This is a genomic window from Spiroplasma endosymbiont of Nomada ruficornis, from assembly GCF_964030795.1.
Classification (GTDB): Bacteria; Bacillota_I; Bacilli_A; order Mycoplasmatales; family VBWQ01; genus Spiroplasma_E; species Spiroplasma_E ixodetis_A.
Genome location: NZ_OZ034962.1, coordinates 229,229 through 246,192 on the forward strand (window position 1 = coordinate 229,229; position 16,964 = coordinate 246,192).

Sequence of the window (16,964 nt, forward strand, 5' to 3'; positions counted from 1 at the left end):
CTTATTTAAATAATATCAACCAATTAATAAACTATCTGCTTCATCATGATTTGATATTTTTATATTTCAATTATTTCTTTAATAATTTCTTCAGCAACATATATACTTAGTTCTTTATCTCAAGGTCTTAATCAAAAAATAGGTGGGTCATAACGTTCATATCATTTCTTTCATTCACTTGGACTTATTAACATATCTTTTGTTAATAATTTATTAAATTGTCCTGCAATAAAACCACGTAAATGTTCTTGAGTTTCATAACCAATACCATTTTTTGAATTAAAAGTACCACGTTCAATAATTAAATCCAATTCATTATCATTAACTTTTATATCTCAATAAAATTTTCTTTGTCCATCATATTCTTTTAAATTATAACTTTTAACAAATATTGGTTTTCAATTTCAAAAATCATATTTATCATGTAAATAAACTTTTTTTCATAAAGTAAATCCAGTATTTTTAATACTTGGGTCAATTGAAAGTAAATAATTAGTCATTATCAAATCACCGGTCTTTAATTCTGGTTTTAATTGGTTTATAAACTTCTTCATAATATCCGTTTAAGCGATATGTGTTTTTAAGATATTGCATAAATCTTTCTTTATTAATACAATTTTTATGTCTTGATTTATTAATTTCATCAACTTTATTTCTATGTTCTTTATCACCTTGATAACAATGTTCACATACATTTTCTCAGCAGTTTTTTTCGCAAGTAAATAAATCATGTTTTTTATCACATACACAACAATCTTCACAACATACTTCTTTATTCATTATTTATTCTCCTTTCTATTATTTCTTTCTTGCTTTATTAAGAAATTTATTCAAATAATTTGATTATCACCATCACCTAATTTTTTTAAAAGATATTCATATCTTTTCTTAAAATCTTCACTATCAATATCTCTATCTTGGTAAATTATTTTTTTCAATTTTTTTATTTTATACAAGGTTTTTGGAGAATATATTTCTCCATGCATGCAAAGAAAACATTTCATTATTTATTCTCCTTATTTTCAATTTGATTAGCAATTTCACTTAATATTTTTAATACTTTATATTCATTTTTTAATTCTTTAATAATAAATATTAAAAATATTATTAGTGTTATACTTGTTATTAATATTGGTGCTATTAATAAAATTTCTCATCATATCATTTTTTACTCTTTTCATTTTTTAAATCATTTAACATTAATTGAACAAAATACACGATTTTAGGAATGTTTAAAGTATTAAAAATTTGACCAGTGACAATAATTTCATCGTTTTTGTTTAATAAAATACATCGGTTATAAAATTTTGGATTATTAAAAATTAAAGTAACATAGTTTAAACCATTTCATTGACCACGAACACTATAATATAATTCTTTATTACCTTTTTCGTAATATTTTGCTTCAATAGTGTTACTTAGTTTTACTGTTAATTTGACATAATTGGCTTTATCTTTCATTTTTATAATTCCTTAAATAGTATTGAATGTGTTTATATGCATCTTGTTCATGTTTTGTTAATTTTATATTTCCTTTATAATTTGTTATTTTATTTTTATTTTTTGGTTGGTTTTCTAGATAATCTCAGTTGAAAACATCTTGTACTAATACCATTAATGAACCAATAATTTTAGGAGTTGCTAATGGATTAGTTAATAATTGTTTTGAACTTAAAAAGAAATTTTCTACAATAACTAATATTTTGTTTTCAAAAAATTGTTCTTTGATTATTGATAATATTCTTTTATAACGATTTTTACTTTCAAAAACATGTGTTGTGTTGAATGTTTCTGTATAAATAATCCTATTTGTTTCATTTGAATATATAACAATTCCATTATTACCAATACCAGCGGGGTCAATCCCAATAATTAAGTCATATTGCATTATTAATCAAATTCACCATTTTTAATTTTTTGATTTAATTGAGATATAAGATTTAATCTTCCATTAAAACAACTTTTTCAAAGTTTAGTTACTTTTTCATCGTCTCTCATTTCTTTATTTCATTCTCATTCATCTTTAAGATATTCAAGTATTTTTTCTTTATTCATATTTATACCTCCTACTTAACCTAATATTTAAAATACAGTCATAACAAATTGCTTTACTATTTTTATCTCTTAAAAAATATTTTCTTGTTTTTATATCATTAGTATTAAAGAATAAATAATCTAATTTATTTTGTTTACATGTTCAACAAAAATACTTTTTCATTATGAGTTGAAATTTCCTTATAAGAAGTAACTATATAATTAATTGGTAAATCATCATGTTTATATGGATTATTTATTTTAAAACCTTTTCTGTTTTCTTCTCACGTAATGTTATATTTAAAACAAGGATTAGTAATTTTAGTTTTGTTATCTGTTATTTCACCCATAAATCAACTATTATGCTGTTCATAAAATGTTAATTGTTCAAGTTTTATATCATTAAGATAATATTCTTTTGGAGCAGTTGGTTTATTAACAGTTATTTTTTGGTCTTTAATATATGGTTCTAATAACTTTATTAATTCATTACCACTTAATTCTTTTTTAATATTTTCTAAATTAAAAACTCAATATGTGCAACTGTTATCAACAATAAAAGAATTATTTTTAATCATTCATTTTGGAAGAGATAATTTATATTCAACATAATCAATAAGAATAGATTGTGGTTTATCTTTAACAATTTGTTCTTTTTTAAATTCTATTTGCATAATAATCCTTTCCTAATATGTTCTGTTGCTTCTAGCATAAAGAACATATATTTTTATTCTTAGATTATTAATAATACTACTATTTGTTTTATTCATTCCAGCAATTCTGGGCTCAAAAATAAATTGTGAAATTTTAAAAAACATTGAGGCATTCGATTCAATATTTATTTAATTTGCGTTTAGCAAATTAATATTTTAATTGAACCGGTCCCGCTCAATTTTTTTTACAAGTTTGAAATTTATTTTCTCGCCCAAAAATTTTTCAAAAAAAAATAAAAAATAAAACCAACACTTGCTCACTTGGTAGTGGCAAGTGTTGGTTAAATAAAGAATAATAGTTGGTCCCCACTCCGGGTCTATATATACTAGTTTCCAATTCGCTCCCACCCCAAGAATTACCATTTCTGGTTAGTATATTTTATTAGGTATCACTCCACTTTTTATTTATCCATGCAAGTCCACATGCTAGCTACTATTTTTAACAACTATGTTGTAGTTCACTTTTTTATTTCCCTAACACGTGTTGATAATAGTGCTAAAGACGGTTATTAAAAATTTTAAAATTTTACAATTACAAAAAAAGACAAGAATTTTATTCTCGTCTTTTGTCATTTATTTTTTAATTTAATAGTTTAAAAAAGAAAGGAGTTATTTTTAAAAATTTTTATTTATCGACATCTTCGGTACGCTCCCATTTTTCATTAATTGCACAAAATAAAGCTGAAAATCGAAAACAATCACATATTAGTTTTCATAAGTTTAAAAATAAGAATTTAGTAAAATATGTACAACAAAAATTACTATTAGGTTGATCACCTGAACAAATTTATGGCAGAATTAAAAATTTTCATAAAGAGTGAGTTATTAGTTTTAAAACAATTTATACTTGAATTTATTTTGGAATGCTTGATACAGTTACTAGTAAAAATTTAAGAAGAAAAGGTAAAAAACGAAAATCTAAAGAAAATCGTGGCAAGTTTAATGGTAAATCAATTAAAGAACGAGATATAAATGTTAATGATCGTATAACACTTGGTCATTGAGAAGGAGATACTATAGTATCATCACGAGGTAAAAGCAAATCATGTTTAATAACTTTAGTTGAAAGAGTATCACGATTTACTTTAGCAATATTAGTTAAAAACAGAACTACTAAAGTTATTAATAAAAATGTCAGTTATTATTTATCAATTCTTCCTAAAAACATTGTTAAAACTATTACTTTTGATCGTGGCAAAGAATTTTCAAATTGACAACAACTTGAAAAAAATTTAGATGTAAAAATTTATTTTGCCAATCCATATTCACCTTGACAAAGAGGTACTAATGAAAATACTAATGGTTTAATTAGAGAAAAATTTCCTAAAAAATTTATTTTTTCAAAAACTAATAAAAATGAAGTTCATAAATTTATATTGTCTTTAAATCAAAGAGCGAGAAAAATACTAAATTATCTTTCACCAATCGAATATTTGGATAGAAAAATAATTTAGTTGCACTTACCTTTACAATTGAGCATAATATTTTAAACTAATTATAATTGATATTCTTTAGTATTAATTATCAATAATGCTATTAAAATTAATTATATACTATATATAGTTAATTAGAAAGAGCATATAAGTGGAGGAATAAATGACAGATAATCAAAAATATATTACTGTTAAAGGTGCACGTGAACATAATTTAAAAAATGTTAATATTAAAATTCCAAAGTATAAGTTAGTAGTTATTACTGGTGTCTCAGGAAGTGGTAAATCATCATTAGCTTTTAATACAATTTATGCAGAAGGAAGGCGAAGATATGTTGAATCACTTTCAGCCTATGCTCGTCAATTTTTAGGAAACAGTGAAAAACCTGATGTTGATGCTATTGATGGTTTAGCACCAGCAATTTCTATTGATCAAAAAACTACAAGTAATAATCCTCGCAGTACTGTGGGTACTGTTACTGAAATTTATGATTATTTGCGTTTACTTTATGCACGGATTGGAAATCCTTATTGTAATAAGGGTCATGGTCCAATTAGCACGCAAACTTTAAAAGAAATGGTTAATAAAATTAAAACGTTAGAAGATAATACTAATATTGAAATTTTAGCACCAGTTATTAATGCTAAAAAAGGTAGTCATCAAGATTTATTAGCAAAATTAAAACAAGAAAATTTTTTGCGAGTTAAAATTAATAATAAAATATATAGTTTAGATGAACCAATTGAATTGAATAAATCATTACGTCATTATATTGATATTGTTATTGATCGTATTAAATTTACCAATGATGATAATACTATTTCACGAATTCATGATGCTTTAGAAGTTGCTTTAAATCATAGTAATGGTTTAGCAAAGGTTATTTTATCGCAAACAAATGAAACGTGATTATTTTCTCAAAAATATGCTTGTAAAATTTGTGGATTTTCAATTCCCAGTTTAGAACCGCGTTTATTTTCTTTTAATGCACCAAGTGGAGCGTGTTTTGATTGTAAAGGCTTGGGAGTAAAATTAGAAGTTGACGAAGAATTATTAATGCCAGATTTAAAATTATCAATTAATGATGGTGGCATTGAGTATTATAAAAACTTAGTTGGTACTAGTAATTTAGAATGACAAAAATTAAAAGTTCTTTGTTATCATTATTTAATTGATTTGAATCAACCATTAAAAAATTTAACAAAAACACAATTTAATTATATTATGCGTGGTAGTGATGAAGCCATTACTTTTAGTATTACTTCGGCAAATGGTCGTAAATATCCTAATCATGATTATATTGAAGGCATTGCCACTTTAATTGAAAGACGTTTTTTAGAAACAACTAGTGATTTTGCCCGTGATTATTATCGTAAATTTATGAGTGAACGTACTTGTTTAACTTGTCAAGGAACAAGATTAAATGAATTTGCACTAGCAGTTAAAATTAAAGATGAAAATAATAAAGAAATGAATATTAGTCAATATACTAATTTAGACATCGAAGAAAGTTTAACATTTATGTTAAATATTAAATTATTACCTTATCAACAAGAAATTGCTAAATTAATATTAGTAGAAATCATTAATCGTTTAAGTTTTTTAACTAATGTTGGTTTAGGTTATTTAAACTTATCAAGAATGGCACAAACTTTATCTGGTGGTGAATCACAACGAATTCGATTAGCAACTCAAATTGGTTCACAATTAACGGGAGTATTGTATGTTCTTGATGAACCTTCAATTGGTTTACATCAACGTGATAATGTTAAGTTAATTGAAACTTTAAAACAAATGCGAGATCTTGATAATACATTATTAGTAGTAGAACACGATGAAGATACAATGTGAGCAGCAGATTGATTAATTGATATTGGTCCAAAAGCCGGAATTTATGGTGGTGAAGTAATTGCTGAAGGTACACCACAGCAAGTTGCTAATAATCCTAATTCAATTACTGGACAATATTTAAATGGTGAAAAATTTATTGCATTACCTAAATCAAGAAGAAGTGGTAATGGCAAAGTTATTGAAATTCAAGAAGCACAAGCTAATAATTTACGTAAAATAAATGTTAAATTACCTTTAGGTAAATTTATTTGTGTTACTGGTGTTTCAGGAAGTGGTAAATCAACGCTTGTTAATGATATTTTATATACTAGTATTCAAAAGTATTTAGGTTTAAAGGGACAACGACCAGGAAAACATAAAGCAATAAAAGGGACTGAATTTATTGATAAAATTGTTGCTATTTCGCAAGAACCGATTGGCAGAACACCAAGGAGTAATCCTGCTACTTATACTTCAGTTTTTGATGATATTCGTGATTTATTTACACAAACACCAGAAGCAAAAATTAGAGGATATGCTAAAGGTAGATTTTCATTTAATGTACCGGGAGGAAGATGTGAACGTTGTTCTGGTGATGGTGTTATTAAAATTGCGATGCATTTTTTACCTGATGTTTATGTAACTTGCGAAATTTGTGAAGGAAAACGTTATAATAGTGAAACATTACAAGTTAAATATAAAGGTAAAAATATTTATGATGTACTAGAACTGCCTGTTGATTTAGCATTAACTTTTTTTTCTAATCATCCAAAAATCCATAAAAAGTTAGCAATGATACAAGAAGTGGGATTAGGATATGTAAAATTAGGACAACCCGCTACTGAATTATCTGGTGGTGAAGCACAAAGAGTGAAACTAGCTAAAGAATTACAAAAACGTGCTACTGGCAAAACTATGTATATTTTAGATGAACCAACTACTGGTTTACACGTTGATGATATTAAAAGGTTAATTGAAGTTTTAAATAAAATTGTTAATCATGGTGATACTGTTGTTGTAATTGAACATAACTTAGAAGTTATTAAAGTTGCTGATTACATTATTGATCTAGGACCTGAGGGTGGAAAATTTGGTGGTGAAATCATTGCTACAGGAACACCAGAACAAGTAATAACAAATCCTAAGTCTTATACTGGACAATATTTAAAAGCAGTTATTAATCGCGATTTGAATAGAAAATAATTAAAATATTTTCTGTAGTATTCTTGAATTTTAACAAAAGAAGTGGAGAAATAAAATGTCTTTAGAAGTAGTACCAAATTTAAAAGAAATACTTATAAATTCAACTATACAAAATGTTAAAAGTAATATAATAAAGTTAAAAGAAGTTTTTAGTACTTCTTCTAATATACAATACTTAGAATATTGATTTATTTTTTTTGAAAAAGATTTTTTTTTTAAAATTTAAAAATAATGGAAAAACAGTATCAATGAATGCAAAAATTTTTAGTGAAAGTAAAAGATGAAGTATTTAATGATGAAAGAAAAGAACTTGAATTTCTTTCTTTTAAGTTTGAAAAAGAAAATTTTTTTCCATGAGATAAAGAACTAGAGTTTGAATTACTTGAATTTACTTTAATGTGAGAGGAACAAAAACAGAAGGAAAAGGGTAAACTTATTGATAAAATTACAGCATTAAAAATAGAATTAAATTGTAAATTAAGTAGTAAAAAATGATAATTAAAAGAAAAATTATATAAAATTAATAATCAACAAGAAATTATTTTAAATTTTCATAATAATAGTCTTAAAAAATTAGAAGTTTTTCAAAAACAGAAAACAAGTAAGATTTTTAAATTTAAAAGTAAATTAGTTAAGTTTTTCACTTTTGGTTATTATAATTTTGAAATAAGATTAGTTAATAGAATAGAATGTGAAAAAGTTGTTTTAAATAATCAAAAAGAGCAACTTTATAAAATTGGATTAAAAATTTGTAATATCAAAAAAAGTTTGAATAAAGTTGAAATAAAAATTAGAAAAAAAAGACAAAGACTTAATTTATTTAAAGAAAATATTGTCTCTCTTGTTAAGGAAATAAATTCAATTAATGTACAAAATACTGAAATTTCAACAAACAATAGATTAATAACACAACTATAGTTATTCTTTTTATTTGTAATCTAAAATTGGAGAAAATTATTTCCATTTATATGATAAAATCTTACTTATATATAGACATGAAAGGATTTGTCACTTTGGAAAAAAGAGTATATTTTTTAAAGTTTAATAAAAAAATTCTTAAAATGGATTTAATAAGTTTTGGAACTGGTTTAATAGGTATTTTTTTGGGAATTCTAAGTATTTTAGCATTACAACCTTTTTGAGATAATGATAAAGCATCACTTTGAATAACTGTTGTTGCAATTTTTTTTGATATTACTAGTTTTACTTTAGCTTTTCTACCTTTTTTATTAATGTTCCGTTTAATTAGATTAAAGAAAACTTTGATAAAACAAAATATGAAATTATATCGAAAAGATCAATTTAGTATTTCGCTTGATTTTATTAGTTTTTGTTTAGGTATTATTGGAACAAGTTGCGAAATTATTAGTGTTATTGTGCTTTTACCTCAATTTAATGATAATAAAGTTTTTTCATATCAAATTACTATTGTTGCTGTTGTTTTAAATATTATTAGTTGTATTACTTGTTTAATGGCAACATTAATTACTATTAATATTATTAAAGATTATAAAAAAAGAGGAAATTCTATTATTTAAATATGATAATGTCCACTTTTAGCATAATTATTTTTTGTACTATGACAAGCTAAATCAATTATTTTAAGATATTTTCAGTTTAAGTTTATTTTTAGAAGGAGAAGTCATGAATGATAATGAAAAAATAAAAGGTAATTTTTATGTTCTAGGAGATAGTTTATCAGACACAGGAGCATTAGTAAGTGGTTTTACAGCTCTTTTTAAGCATTTAAAAATACCTAAAATAGTTAAAATGTTACCACCATTTTATAAAAATTCTTTTTCTAATGGTCCTGTGGCAGCACAAATTATTGCCGATTATTTGCATATAAATTTAACTTCTGCTTGAAGATTTGACCTTTTTTTATTTGCTGATGAGCAAATTGGTAATAATTATGCAGTTAGTGGAGCTTTAGCTAGTAGAAAAAAAGAATTAACAGTAGAAAGTTTTGTTATTAATCATTTTGATATTATTCATCAAGTAGATGCTTTAATTAGTCAGCATCATATTAATAGCAATGATATAATTTTAGTAGAGTTTGGTGGTAATGATATTTTATATGCTTTTAAACAATCATTATTAAACGACCAAGAAGAAATTATTAATAAAGCAGTTGAGTTAATAAAAAATGCTTTAACTAAATTGATAAATAAGGGTGCTCAACGTATTTTATTATGTAATGTTCCTAATATGAGTATTATCCCTTTATTTAAAAATAAAGAAAAAGATAAGGAACGTATTTTAAATTTAACTACTAATTTTAATAAAATGTTAGATAGTGTTATTGAAGAATTAAATAAAAATGCTGAATTATACTTGTAAGTGCAAGTAAATAAAATTGCAAAAAATTCTCATATAAAAATTTCATAATGCTAAATTTAGTTTAGAAAAAAGTAAGGAGTTTTTATATGAGTTATAAACATCTTGGCATAGATGAAAGGATTTATATTGAGAATCAATTGAAATTTAAATTTAAAATTAGTGAAATAGCTAAAAATCTTAATCGAAGTATTAGTACTATTATTCGAGAAATTAATAGAAATAAAGATAATAATCATGATTTTTCATTAATTGCACAAAATAAAGCTGAAAATCGAAAACAATCACATATTAGTTTTCATAAGTTTAAAAATAAGAATTTAGTAAAATATGTACAACAAAAATTACTATTAGGTTGATCACCTGAACAAATTTATGGCAGAATTAAAAATTTTCATAAAGAGTGAGTTATTAGTTTTAAAACAATTTATACTTGAATTTATTTTGGAATGCTTGATACAGTTACTAGTAAAAATTTAAGAAGAAAAGGTAAAAAACGAAAATCTAAAGAAAATCGTGGCAAGTTTAATGGTAAATCAATTAAAGAACGAGATATAAATGTTAATGATCGTATAACACTTGGTCATTGAGAAGGAGATACTATAGTATCATCACGAGGTAAAAGCAAATCATGTTTAATAACTTTAGTTGAAAGAGTATCACGATTTACTTTAGCAATATTAGTTAAAAACAGAACTACTAAAGTTATTAATAAAAATGTCAGTTATTATTTATCAATTCTTCCTAAAAACATTGTTAAAACTATTACTTTTGATCGTGGCAAAGAATTTTCAAATTGACAACAACTTGAAAAAAATTTAGATGTAAAAATTTATTTTGCCAATCCATATTCACCTTGACAAAGAGGTACTAATGAAAATACTAATGGTTTAATTAGAGAAAAATTTCCTAAAAAATTTATTTTTTCAAAAACTAATAAAAATGAAGTTCATAAATTTATATTGTCTTTAAATCAAAGACCGAGAAAAATACTAAATTATCTTTCACCAATCTAATATTTGGATAGAAAAATAATTTAGTTGCACTTACCTTTACAATTTAGCATCAAGACGAAAAATTAAAGAAATTATGAATAAACATAATTTAATATCAAAATATACCAAATTAAATTATAAAAACCATAATAAAGTAAATGATGAAAAAATCACCAATCTTGTTAATAGAAACTTTAATAATAAAATTAAAAATGAAGTTATTGTTGATGATTTAACTTATGTTCAAGTTATGGTAAATGAAACTATATTTGCTTATTAATTGACCTATACAACCGCGAAATTATTGGACATAGTGTGTAGATACTAAAAAAAGGCAGCATTAGTACATCAAGCATTTATGCAATCAAATCGCTGTTTAAAAGATATTAAAATATTTCATAGTGATTTTGGTAATGAATTTAATAATAAAATTATTGATAAATTTTTATTAGCATTCAATATTAACCATTCTTTAAGCAAAAAAGGTTGTCCTTATGACAATGCTGTTGCTGAAGCAATTTTTAAAACTTTTAAGACTGAATTTATTAATGATAAAAATTTTACATCATTAATCCAATTAAAATTAGAATTATTTGATTATATCAACTGATACAACAACATAAGAATCCACAGCATTCTAAACTACTTAACTCCAGTTAAAGCCAAAAACAAATGTCTACCAAAAAATAGTCCTAAAAAGTGTTACCATTCCAATTATCAATTCTTTCTCTTTTTTTCTTTCTTAACTAATTATTTATGCAGTAAGCATATATGAAGATTTATTTTAGAAATATTGTAAAATTTTAATAACAAAATTTAGAATTTAGGGGGTAAAAGATATGAAGAAATTACTTAGTATGTTAGCAGTAATAACTTTAATTGGAACAGCAAGTACAAGTGTTATTGCTTGTGGTGGTGGTCAAGAACCAATAAGTCCAATAATTAATAATGGGAATAGTATACAAGAATTATTAATTAAAACACAAGATAAAATTAAAGAAGGATTTGGAGATTTAACAAATTCAAATGCAAATTTATTTTTTCAAGATGAATTTGTATCAGGTAAAGATTATTTTAATATTTTAAAAAATCTTTCTTCTGAAAAAGAGGTAATTATTGATAATATTAATTTTATTAATGCTTTTACTAAAAGAATACAAAAAATAATTAATATTAATATTACTAATAAATTAATACTTGATAATAATTTAAGATTATTATTTAATGGAATATCAAATGATGATATATTAAAGATTTCTACTAATAGAAGCAATTTTAAAAAAGTTCCTTTTAAATGAAAAAAAGAAGAAGTTAATTTTGGCATTCAAAATTATAGTCCAGATAAATTAAATATAGAATTTTGATATTCTATTAAAATAAATTTAAATTTATTATTATCATATAAAGATGATCATAATAAATTGCAAAATAAAGATCTAAATCAAGAATATATTATATATTTTGCAAACACAGGTGCAAATATATTTTCAGTAATTCAAGCAGCCTCATTAGAAATTAAAAATAAAATAGAAGATTATCTTGTGAATATTGATATAACTAAAGATAATCATAACATAATTGATAAAGCTAAGGAAATTTTACTTAGAATATTAAATAATAACAAGATTGTTATTAATGAAAGTACCTTTTTGGAAAAAAATGATGTAAAAATTAAAAAAAATATATATAATGAAGCAAATCATTTTTATAATGCATTTAATAAATTAAGGATTGATTCAATAGATTACTTAAAAGAATATTTTAATATAATAGTTGAAGATTTTAAAAAAGATTTAGATAAATGAATTGATTCGAATTTAAGTAGCACAACAAAATCAAAAATTGAAAAAGATAAATCAAATATTAAAAATTTTGGAAAAATTTCATTAAATAATTGAACTATTTCAGGTTTAACCTTAGAAAGAATTAATTTTAATTTTATTACAATTCGTAAAAATCAGACAAGACAAGAATGAGTAAATTTTGTATCTCAAGCATTAGGAAAAATTTTTTCTTTAGATGGTTTTATTAAAATCCCATTTAGTATTATTAACAAAGAAAATGCATTAATTATGTATATGGATAAAACAGACTTTAATTCATATGTTTCTGAAAATAAAAGTTTATTCGATGTTAGTAATTATTTTAGTGAAAAAATTAAAGAAAAAGCAATAACAGAAGGAGTAATTTCTAATAATACAGAATTTAGAATACTATTAAATGGTTGCTGAAAAGAAGATGCAACTTTGAAAAATTCTGAATTTATTCGAAACATAGATGCTTCTACACTAGAAGTAATTAAAAATCCTTTAAATTATTATTCTTGCTTAAATATTACTATTGACGATTTTAGTTTTATTTTTGGTAATAAAAAAACTAGAGATAATACAAATAAAAATAATTATATAACATTTGATAAATGAATAATTAAAAAATCAGATAGTAATATTTGAAATTAAAAGTAATATATAACAAATTATAGGTTTAATAATAAATTTAAAAAGAGGATTTTTTATGAAAAATAAAAGTAAATCTTGAATTAAACTTTTTGAATTAATTTTATTTAAAATTAATCATTCTTTCATTACAATTTTTTTATTTTCATTTTCATTATTATTTTCTTTAATAAGTTCTTTAATTTTATTTTCTTTAAATTTATCAAATGATATCATTTTGCTAAATTGTAAAGGTAAGTGCAACTAAATTATTTTTCTATCCAAATATTCGATTGGTGAAAGATAATTTAATATTTTTCTCGGTCTTTGATTTAAAGACAATATAAATTTATGAACTTCATTTTTATTAGTTTTTGAAAAAATAAATTTTTTAGGAAATTTTTCTCTAATTAAACCATTAGTATTTTCATTAGTACCTCTTTGTCAAGGTGAATATGGATTGGCAAAATAAATTTTTACATCTAAATTTTTTTCAAGTTGTTGTCAATTTGAAAATTCTTTGCCACGATCAAAAGTAATAGTTTTAACAATGTTTTTAGGAAGAATTGATAAATAATAACTGACATTTTATTAATAACTTTAGTAGTTCTGTTTTTAACTAATATTGCTAAAGTAAATCGTGATACTCTTTCAACTAAAGTTATTAAACATGATTTGCTTTTACCTCGTGATGATACTATAGTATCTCCTTCTCAATGACCAAGTGTTATACGATCATTAACATTTATATCTCGTTCTTTAATTGATTTACCATTAAACTTGCCACGATTTTCTTTAGATTTTCGTTTTTTACCTTTTCTTCTTAAATTTTTACTAGTAACTTTATCAAGCATTCCAAAATAAATTCAAGTATAAATTGTTTTAAAACTAATAACTCACTATTTATGAAAATTTTTAATTCTGCCATAAATTTGTTCAGGTGATAAACCTAATAGTAATTTTTGTTGTACATATTTTACTAAATTCTTATTTTTAAACTTATGAAAACTAATATGTGATTGTTTTCGATTTTCAGCTTTATTTTGTGCAATTAATGAAAAATAATGATTATTATCTTTATTTCTATTAATTTCTCGAATAATAGTACTAATACTTCGATTAAGATTTTTAGCTATTTCACTAATTTTAAATTTAAATTTCAATTGATTCTCAATATAAATCCTTTCATCTATGCCAAGATGTTTATAACTCATATAAAAACTCCTTACTTTTTTCTAAACTAAATTTAGCATTATGAAATTTTTATATGAGAATTTTTTGCAATTTTATTTACTTGCACTTACAAGTATAATTCAGCACATTAAAAAGGAAATGACAAATATCACCATCTTCAACTATATAATTTTTACCTTCAACTCTCATTTTTCCCTTTTCCTGAACATTTTTTTCACTACCCAATAATTCTATATCTTGATAATTATAAACTTTAAGTCTAATAAAACCTTTCATGAAATCTGTATGAATGATACCAGCACACTCTGGTGCTTTCATTCCTTTAATAAAAGTTCAAGCATGAACTTCTTTGGGTCCAACAGTAAAATAAGTACCTAAATTTAATAGTTTATAATTTGCTAATACAATTTGATCAATTCCTGATTCAAAAATATTTAACTCTTTAAACATTTCTTTTTTTTCTTCTGCTTCTAATTCAGAAAGTTCACATTCTGTCTTAGCACAAACAACAATTACAGTAATATTTTTTTTGCTCATATATTGTTGTAATTGTTCAACATATTTATTGGTTTTAGTTATTAAATCTTTTTCATTAATATTAGCAATAACAATTATTGGTTTAGCAGTTAAAAAATTATAAGGTTTAATCATTAGTAATTCTTCTGAACTTAACTTTTGATTACGAATAGCAACACCATTGTTTAATTCATTATTAATTTTTTCTAATAAAGATACCTCAGCAATACCTTGTTTATCTCTAGTTATTTGCGATTTTTTACGAACTTTTTCTTTTCGTTTACTTATTACTTCTTGATCAGCTAACATTAATTCCAATTCAATAATTTCAAAATCATTAATTGGATCAATTTTATTTTCAACATGACTAACATTAATATCATCAAAACAACGAATAACTTCGCATATTGCATCAACTGTTATAATATTAGCAAGAAATTGATTACCTAATCCTTCACCTTTACTAGCGCCTTTGACAAGTCCGGCAATATCATGTAATTCTAAAATTGTTGGTACAACTTTTTGTGGATTAAAGATTTTTATTAAATTTAAAATTCTTGAATCATTGACTGGAACGCTACCAATATTTGGTTTTATAGTAGCGAAAGGATAATTTTCAATTAATACTTGTGAATTGGTAATGGCTTTAAATAATGTTGATTTACCTACATTAGGTAAACCAACGATACCAGCAGTTAACATATAATATACACCTGTTTCTTTTACTTATATGATTACATCGTATCATATAAATTATAAAGAAAAATATAAAATTAATTATCAATTAAGAAAAATTTAATTTTGAAGTTGATTTGGATGGTAATGGTACAGTATTTACTAAATTATTAGATTCATTAATAGTATTACCAGCAAGTTCTTAATCATCGCTTTCATCATCAAAAGGATTTGTACTAACTGGTTTAGGAGTAATCTGACCAGAACAAATGCCACTATCACTAGATGCTGTTCTAGTAAGACAATGATTAAATTCTTGACGAGATGATTCAGTACTGCTTTCTAAATCACTATACTGTGGAAAACTATAACTATTAAGTTCTCTTAATATTTTATCGATATCAATAATAGAATAATCATTTTCTTCAAATTCAGAAGAAAGTGAACTTATCGCACTATCAGTACTATTTGAACGTGATAATTTAGGTTTTTTTTCAATTATTCATTCATCTCAAGGCTCAGATGTTGGTAATAGTTCTGGTATACTTTGTCTTTGATAAGGTACGCTTATTTCATCTATTGATGTTTTATTATCATTTAAATTTACAATTAAAGTTCCAAAATTTTTTGTATTATTTTCTTTAACTGTCTTAATAGCTATTTTTGTTTTTTTCATGTTCAAGATATTTTATTTATTATTTTCTGTCATCAACTAAGTTTTTTAAATTTTGTTTTTGATAATTCTACTAAAGATTTTTTACAATTTTCAATGTCAATATCTTTAATATTATTAATTTTATTTAAAGACACTGTTTTATAATCATCAAAATTATTATAACCACTATATATTTTTAACTTATTTTTAATAATTTGATAGTTTTTATCTCAATACAAATATTTTTTCATATCTGAAGGTGTATCTTCGGTAACTCGATCATAATATCTAATAAAAGTTATATAATCATTATAAAACAATGAATTTTCTACTTTTTGGGCACTTAATTTAAAAATTTTATCTTTAATATTAACTAATTGTTCATTAAGTTGTTCAATATCTAATTTTAATTTTGCTATTACTCGTTGATTTTGAAATTGAACATTTAAATTTGTATGATTACTTAATGTTTCCCATTCTTGTTTTTTAGTTTGTAAAAGATTAAGAATACTATTGTGTAAGTCACGTAAATCATTAGCTACGGTTCTGATCTTACTATTAACTACTACTACTGAATTTCTTATCTTGCTAACCTCTTCTTTTATGGCTGCTAATCTTTTTTTGCAATTGAACTATCTCTATTAATTTTAAAATTAATTGCAGATGTTTGTTTCTTATAATTACCTAAAAAATTTGAATGATAACTAATATCAAATATAACACTTGTTTTATTTACATTTTCTTTTAAACTTTTAATTTTTTCTTTACTATTTTCAGTAAAATCAAACGTTAAAATATTATTACTAATAACATATCTTAAATCTTCATTATTTCTTAAACGTTCTAAATGTATCAATTGACCTTCTTCAATTAACTGCTTATCATTCATTATTTCTTTATCAATAATCTCTAATAATTTTTCTTTAATTTTGTGCAAATGCTA

General features: G+C 23.3%; 26 protein-coding genes. 10 read left to right on the top strand and 16 right to left on the bottom strand.

Translation table 4 applies throughout. The annotated features are described in order from the left end of the window. Positions 1 to 59: 59 nt before the first annotated feature. From AAHM79_RS01370 to AAHM79_RS01410, 9 genes are all read right to left on the bottom strand, one after another. Positions 60 to 554 carry a hypothetical protein gene (locus AAHM79_RS01370; RefSeq protein ID WP_342257318.1) on the bottom strand — a complete coding sequence of 165 codons (495 nt, stop codon included), beginning with the start codon at positions 552 to 554 and terminating at the stop codon, positions 60 to 62. After that, positions 493 to 780 (bottom strand): hypothetical protein, encoded by a 288-nt coding sequence (locus AAHM79_RS01375; RefSeq protein WP_338957561.1) that lies wholly within the window; start codon positions 778 to 780, stop codon positions 493 to 495. Before AAHM79_RS01375 ends, AAHM79_RS01370 begins: the two co-directional genes overlap by 62 nt. Next, positions 780 to 986, bottom strand: a complete 207-nt coding sequence (locus AAHM79_RS01380; protein ID WP_342257316.1) for a hypothetical protein — start codon at positions 984 to 986, stop codon at positions 780 to 782. The genes AAHM79_RS01375 and AAHM79_RS01380 overlap by 1 nt, the downstream gene beginning before the upstream one ends. Before the next feature lie 17 nt (positions 987 to 1,003). Continuing rightward, the gene (locus AAHM79_RS01385) at positions 1,004 to 1,165 is read right to left on the bottom strand and encodes a hypothetical protein (protein ID WP_338957563.1); all 162 of its coding nucleotides are present in this window, start codon (positions 1,163 to 1,165) and stop codon (positions 1,004 to 1,006) included. Next, entirely contained in the window at positions 1,141 to 1,461 is a 321-nt protein-coding gene (locus tag AAHM79_RS01390) for a hypothetical protein (protein WP_342257315.1), read from the bottom strand. The genes AAHM79_RS01385 and AAHM79_RS01390 overlap by 25 nt, the downstream gene beginning before the upstream one ends. Continuing rightward, the gene (locus tag AAHM79_RS01395; protein WP_338957565.1) at positions 1,451 to 1,888 is read right to left on the bottom strand and encodes a hypothetical protein; all 438 of its coding nucleotides are present in this window, start codon (positions 1,886 to 1,888) and stop codon (positions 1,451 to 1,453) included. The genes AAHM79_RS01390 and AAHM79_RS01395 overlap by 11 nt, the downstream gene beginning before the upstream one ends. Before the next feature lie 2 nt (positions 1,889 to 1,890). After that, complete coding sequence (locus AAHM79_RS01400) at positions 1,891 to 2,055, bottom strand: hypothetical protein (RefSeq protein WP_338957566.1); 165 nt, start codon at positions 2,053 to 2,055, stop codon at positions 1,891 to 1,893. 134 nt (positions 2,056 to 2,189) lie between these two features. Next, entirely contained in the window at positions 2,190 to 2,708 is a 519-nt protein-coding gene (locus AAHM79_RS01405) for a hypothetical protein (RefSeq protein ID WP_342257226.1), read from the bottom strand. 12 nt (positions 2,709 to 2,720) lie between these two features. Continuing rightward, the gene (locus tag AAHM79_RS01410; RefSeq protein WP_338958910.1) at positions 2,721 to 2,852 is read right to left on the bottom strand and encodes a hypothetical protein; all 132 of its coding nucleotides are present in this window, start codon (positions 2,850 to 2,852) and stop codon (positions 2,721 to 2,723) included. Between the two features lie 524 nt (positions 2,853 to 3,376). Between AAHM79_RS01410 and AAHM79_RS01415 the strand changes: the two genes are divergently transcribed. The 10 genes from AAHM79_RS01415 to AAHM79_RS01460 all read left to right on the top strand — a co-directional run bounded on the left by AAHM79_RS01415 (position 3,377) and on the right by AAHM79_RS01460 (position 13,005). After that, complete coding sequence (locus AAHM79_RS01415) at positions 3,377 to 4,201, top strand: IS30 family transposase (protein WP_342258231.1); 825 nt, start codon at positions 3,377 to 3,379, stop codon at positions 4,199 to 4,201. A gap of 142 nt (positions 4,202 to 4,343) precedes the next feature. Beyond that, positions 4,344 to 7,214, top strand: coding sequence for an excinuclease ABC subunit UvrA (gene uvrA, locus AAHM79_RS01420; protein WP_342257910.1), 2,871 nt, complete (start codon positions 4,344 to 4,346; stop codon positions 7,212 to 7,214). 252 nt (positions 7,215 to 7,466) lie between these two features. Then, positions 7,467 to 7,712, top strand: a complete 246-nt coding sequence (locus AAHM79_RS01425) for a hypothetical protein (protein ID WP_342257911.1) — start codon at positions 7,467 to 7,469, stop codon at positions 7,710 to 7,712. 270 nt (positions 7,713 to 7,982) lie between these two features. Beyond that, entirely contained in the window at positions 7,983 to 8,132 is a 150-nt protein-coding gene (locus AAHM79_RS01430; protein WP_338987802.1) for a hypothetical protein, read from the top strand. A 95-nt stretch (positions 8,133 to 8,227) separates the two neighbouring features. Continuing rightward, positions 8,228 to 8,752 carry a hypothetical protein gene (locus tag AAHM79_RS01435; protein WP_342257912.1) on the top strand — a complete coding sequence of 175 codons (525 nt, stop codon included), beginning with the start codon at positions 8,228 to 8,230 and terminating at the stop codon, positions 8,750 to 8,752. A 106-nt stretch (positions 8,753 to 8,858) separates the two neighbouring features. Next, a complete protein-coding gene (locus AAHM79_RS01440) occupies positions 8,859 to 9,554 on the top strand; it encodes an SGNH/GDSL hydrolase family protein (RefSeq protein WP_342257913.1) in 696 nt (231 codons plus the stop codon). An 86-nt stretch (positions 9,555 to 9,640) separates the two neighbouring features. Continuing rightward, entirely contained in the window at positions 9,641 to 10,567 is a 927-nt protein-coding gene (locus AAHM79_RS01445) for an IS30 family transposase (protein ID WP_342257914.1), read from the top strand. 73 nt (positions 10,568 to 10,640) lie between these two features. Further along, on the top strand, positions 10,641 to 10,826 hold the full coding sequence (locus tag AAHM79_RS01450; protein WP_342257821.1) for a hypothetical protein: 186 nt from the start codon (positions 10,641 to 10,643) through the stop codon (positions 10,824 to 10,826). A gap of 78 nt (positions 10,827 to 10,904) precedes the next feature. Continuing rightward, the gene (locus tag AAHM79_RS01455; RefSeq protein ID WP_342257915.1) at positions 10,905 to 11,345 is read left to right on the top strand and encodes an IS3 family transposase; all 441 of its coding nucleotides are present in this window, start codon (positions 10,905 to 10,907) and stop codon (positions 11,343 to 11,345) included. 40 nt (positions 11,346 to 11,385) lie between these two features. Then, positions 11,386 to 13,005 (top strand): lipoprotein, encoded by a 1,620-nt coding sequence (locus AAHM79_RS01460; RefSeq protein ID WP_342257916.1) that lies wholly within the window; start codon positions 11,386 to 11,388, stop codon positions 13,003 to 13,005. 240 nt (positions 13,006 to 13,245) lie between these two features. On the opposite strand, the gene AAHM79_RS09615 is transcribed toward AAHM79_RS01460, so the two are convergent. From AAHM79_RS09615 to AAHM79_RS01490, 7 genes are all read right to left on the bottom strand, one after another. After that, positions 13,246 to 13,554 (bottom strand): IS30 family transposase, encoded by a 309-nt coding sequence (locus tag AAHM79_RS09615; RefSeq protein WP_425289549.1) that lies wholly within the window; start codon positions 13,552 to 13,554, stop codon positions 13,246 to 13,248. Then, positions 13,464 to 13,835, bottom strand: a complete 372-nt coding sequence (locus AAHM79_RS01465; RefSeq protein ID WP_342257917.1) for a hypothetical protein — start codon at positions 13,833 to 13,835, stop codon at positions 13,464 to 13,466. Before AAHM79_RS01465 ends, AAHM79_RS09615 begins: the two co-directional genes overlap by 91 nt. Before the next feature lie 45 nt (positions 13,836 to 13,880). Further along, positions 13,881 to 14,195, bottom strand: a complete 315-nt coding sequence (locus AAHM79_RS01470) for a helix-turn-helix domain-containing protein (protein WP_342257918.1) — start codon at positions 14,193 to 14,195, stop codon at positions 13,881 to 13,883. Positions 14,196 to 14,271: 76 nt separating this feature from the next. Then, positions 14,272 to 15,393, bottom strand: coding sequence for a redox-regulated ATPase YchF (gene ychF, locus AAHM79_RS01475; protein WP_342257919.1), 1,122 nt, complete (start codon positions 15,391 to 15,393; stop codon positions 14,272 to 14,274). Positions 15,394 to 15,568: 175 nt separating this feature from the next. Then, complete coding sequence (locus AAHM79_RS01480) at positions 15,569 to 16,042, bottom strand: hypothetical protein (protein WP_342257920.1); 474 nt, start codon at positions 16,040 to 16,042, stop codon at positions 15,569 to 15,571. After that, the gene (locus AAHM79_RS01485) at positions 16,024 to 16,341 is read right to left on the bottom strand and encodes a hypothetical protein (RefSeq protein ID WP_342257921.1); all 318 of its coding nucleotides are present in this window, start codon (positions 16,339 to 16,341) and stop codon (positions 16,024 to 16,026) included. The genes AAHM79_RS01480 and AAHM79_RS01485 overlap by 19 nt, the downstream gene beginning before the upstream one ends. Before the next feature lie 290 nt (positions 16,342 to 16,631). Continuing rightward, positions 16,632 to 16,958, bottom strand: a complete 327-nt coding sequence (locus tag AAHM79_RS01490) for a hypothetical protein (protein ID WP_342257922.1) — start codon at positions 16,956 to 16,958, stop codon at positions 16,632 to 16,634. Positions 16,959 to 16,964 lie beyond the last annotated feature (6 nt).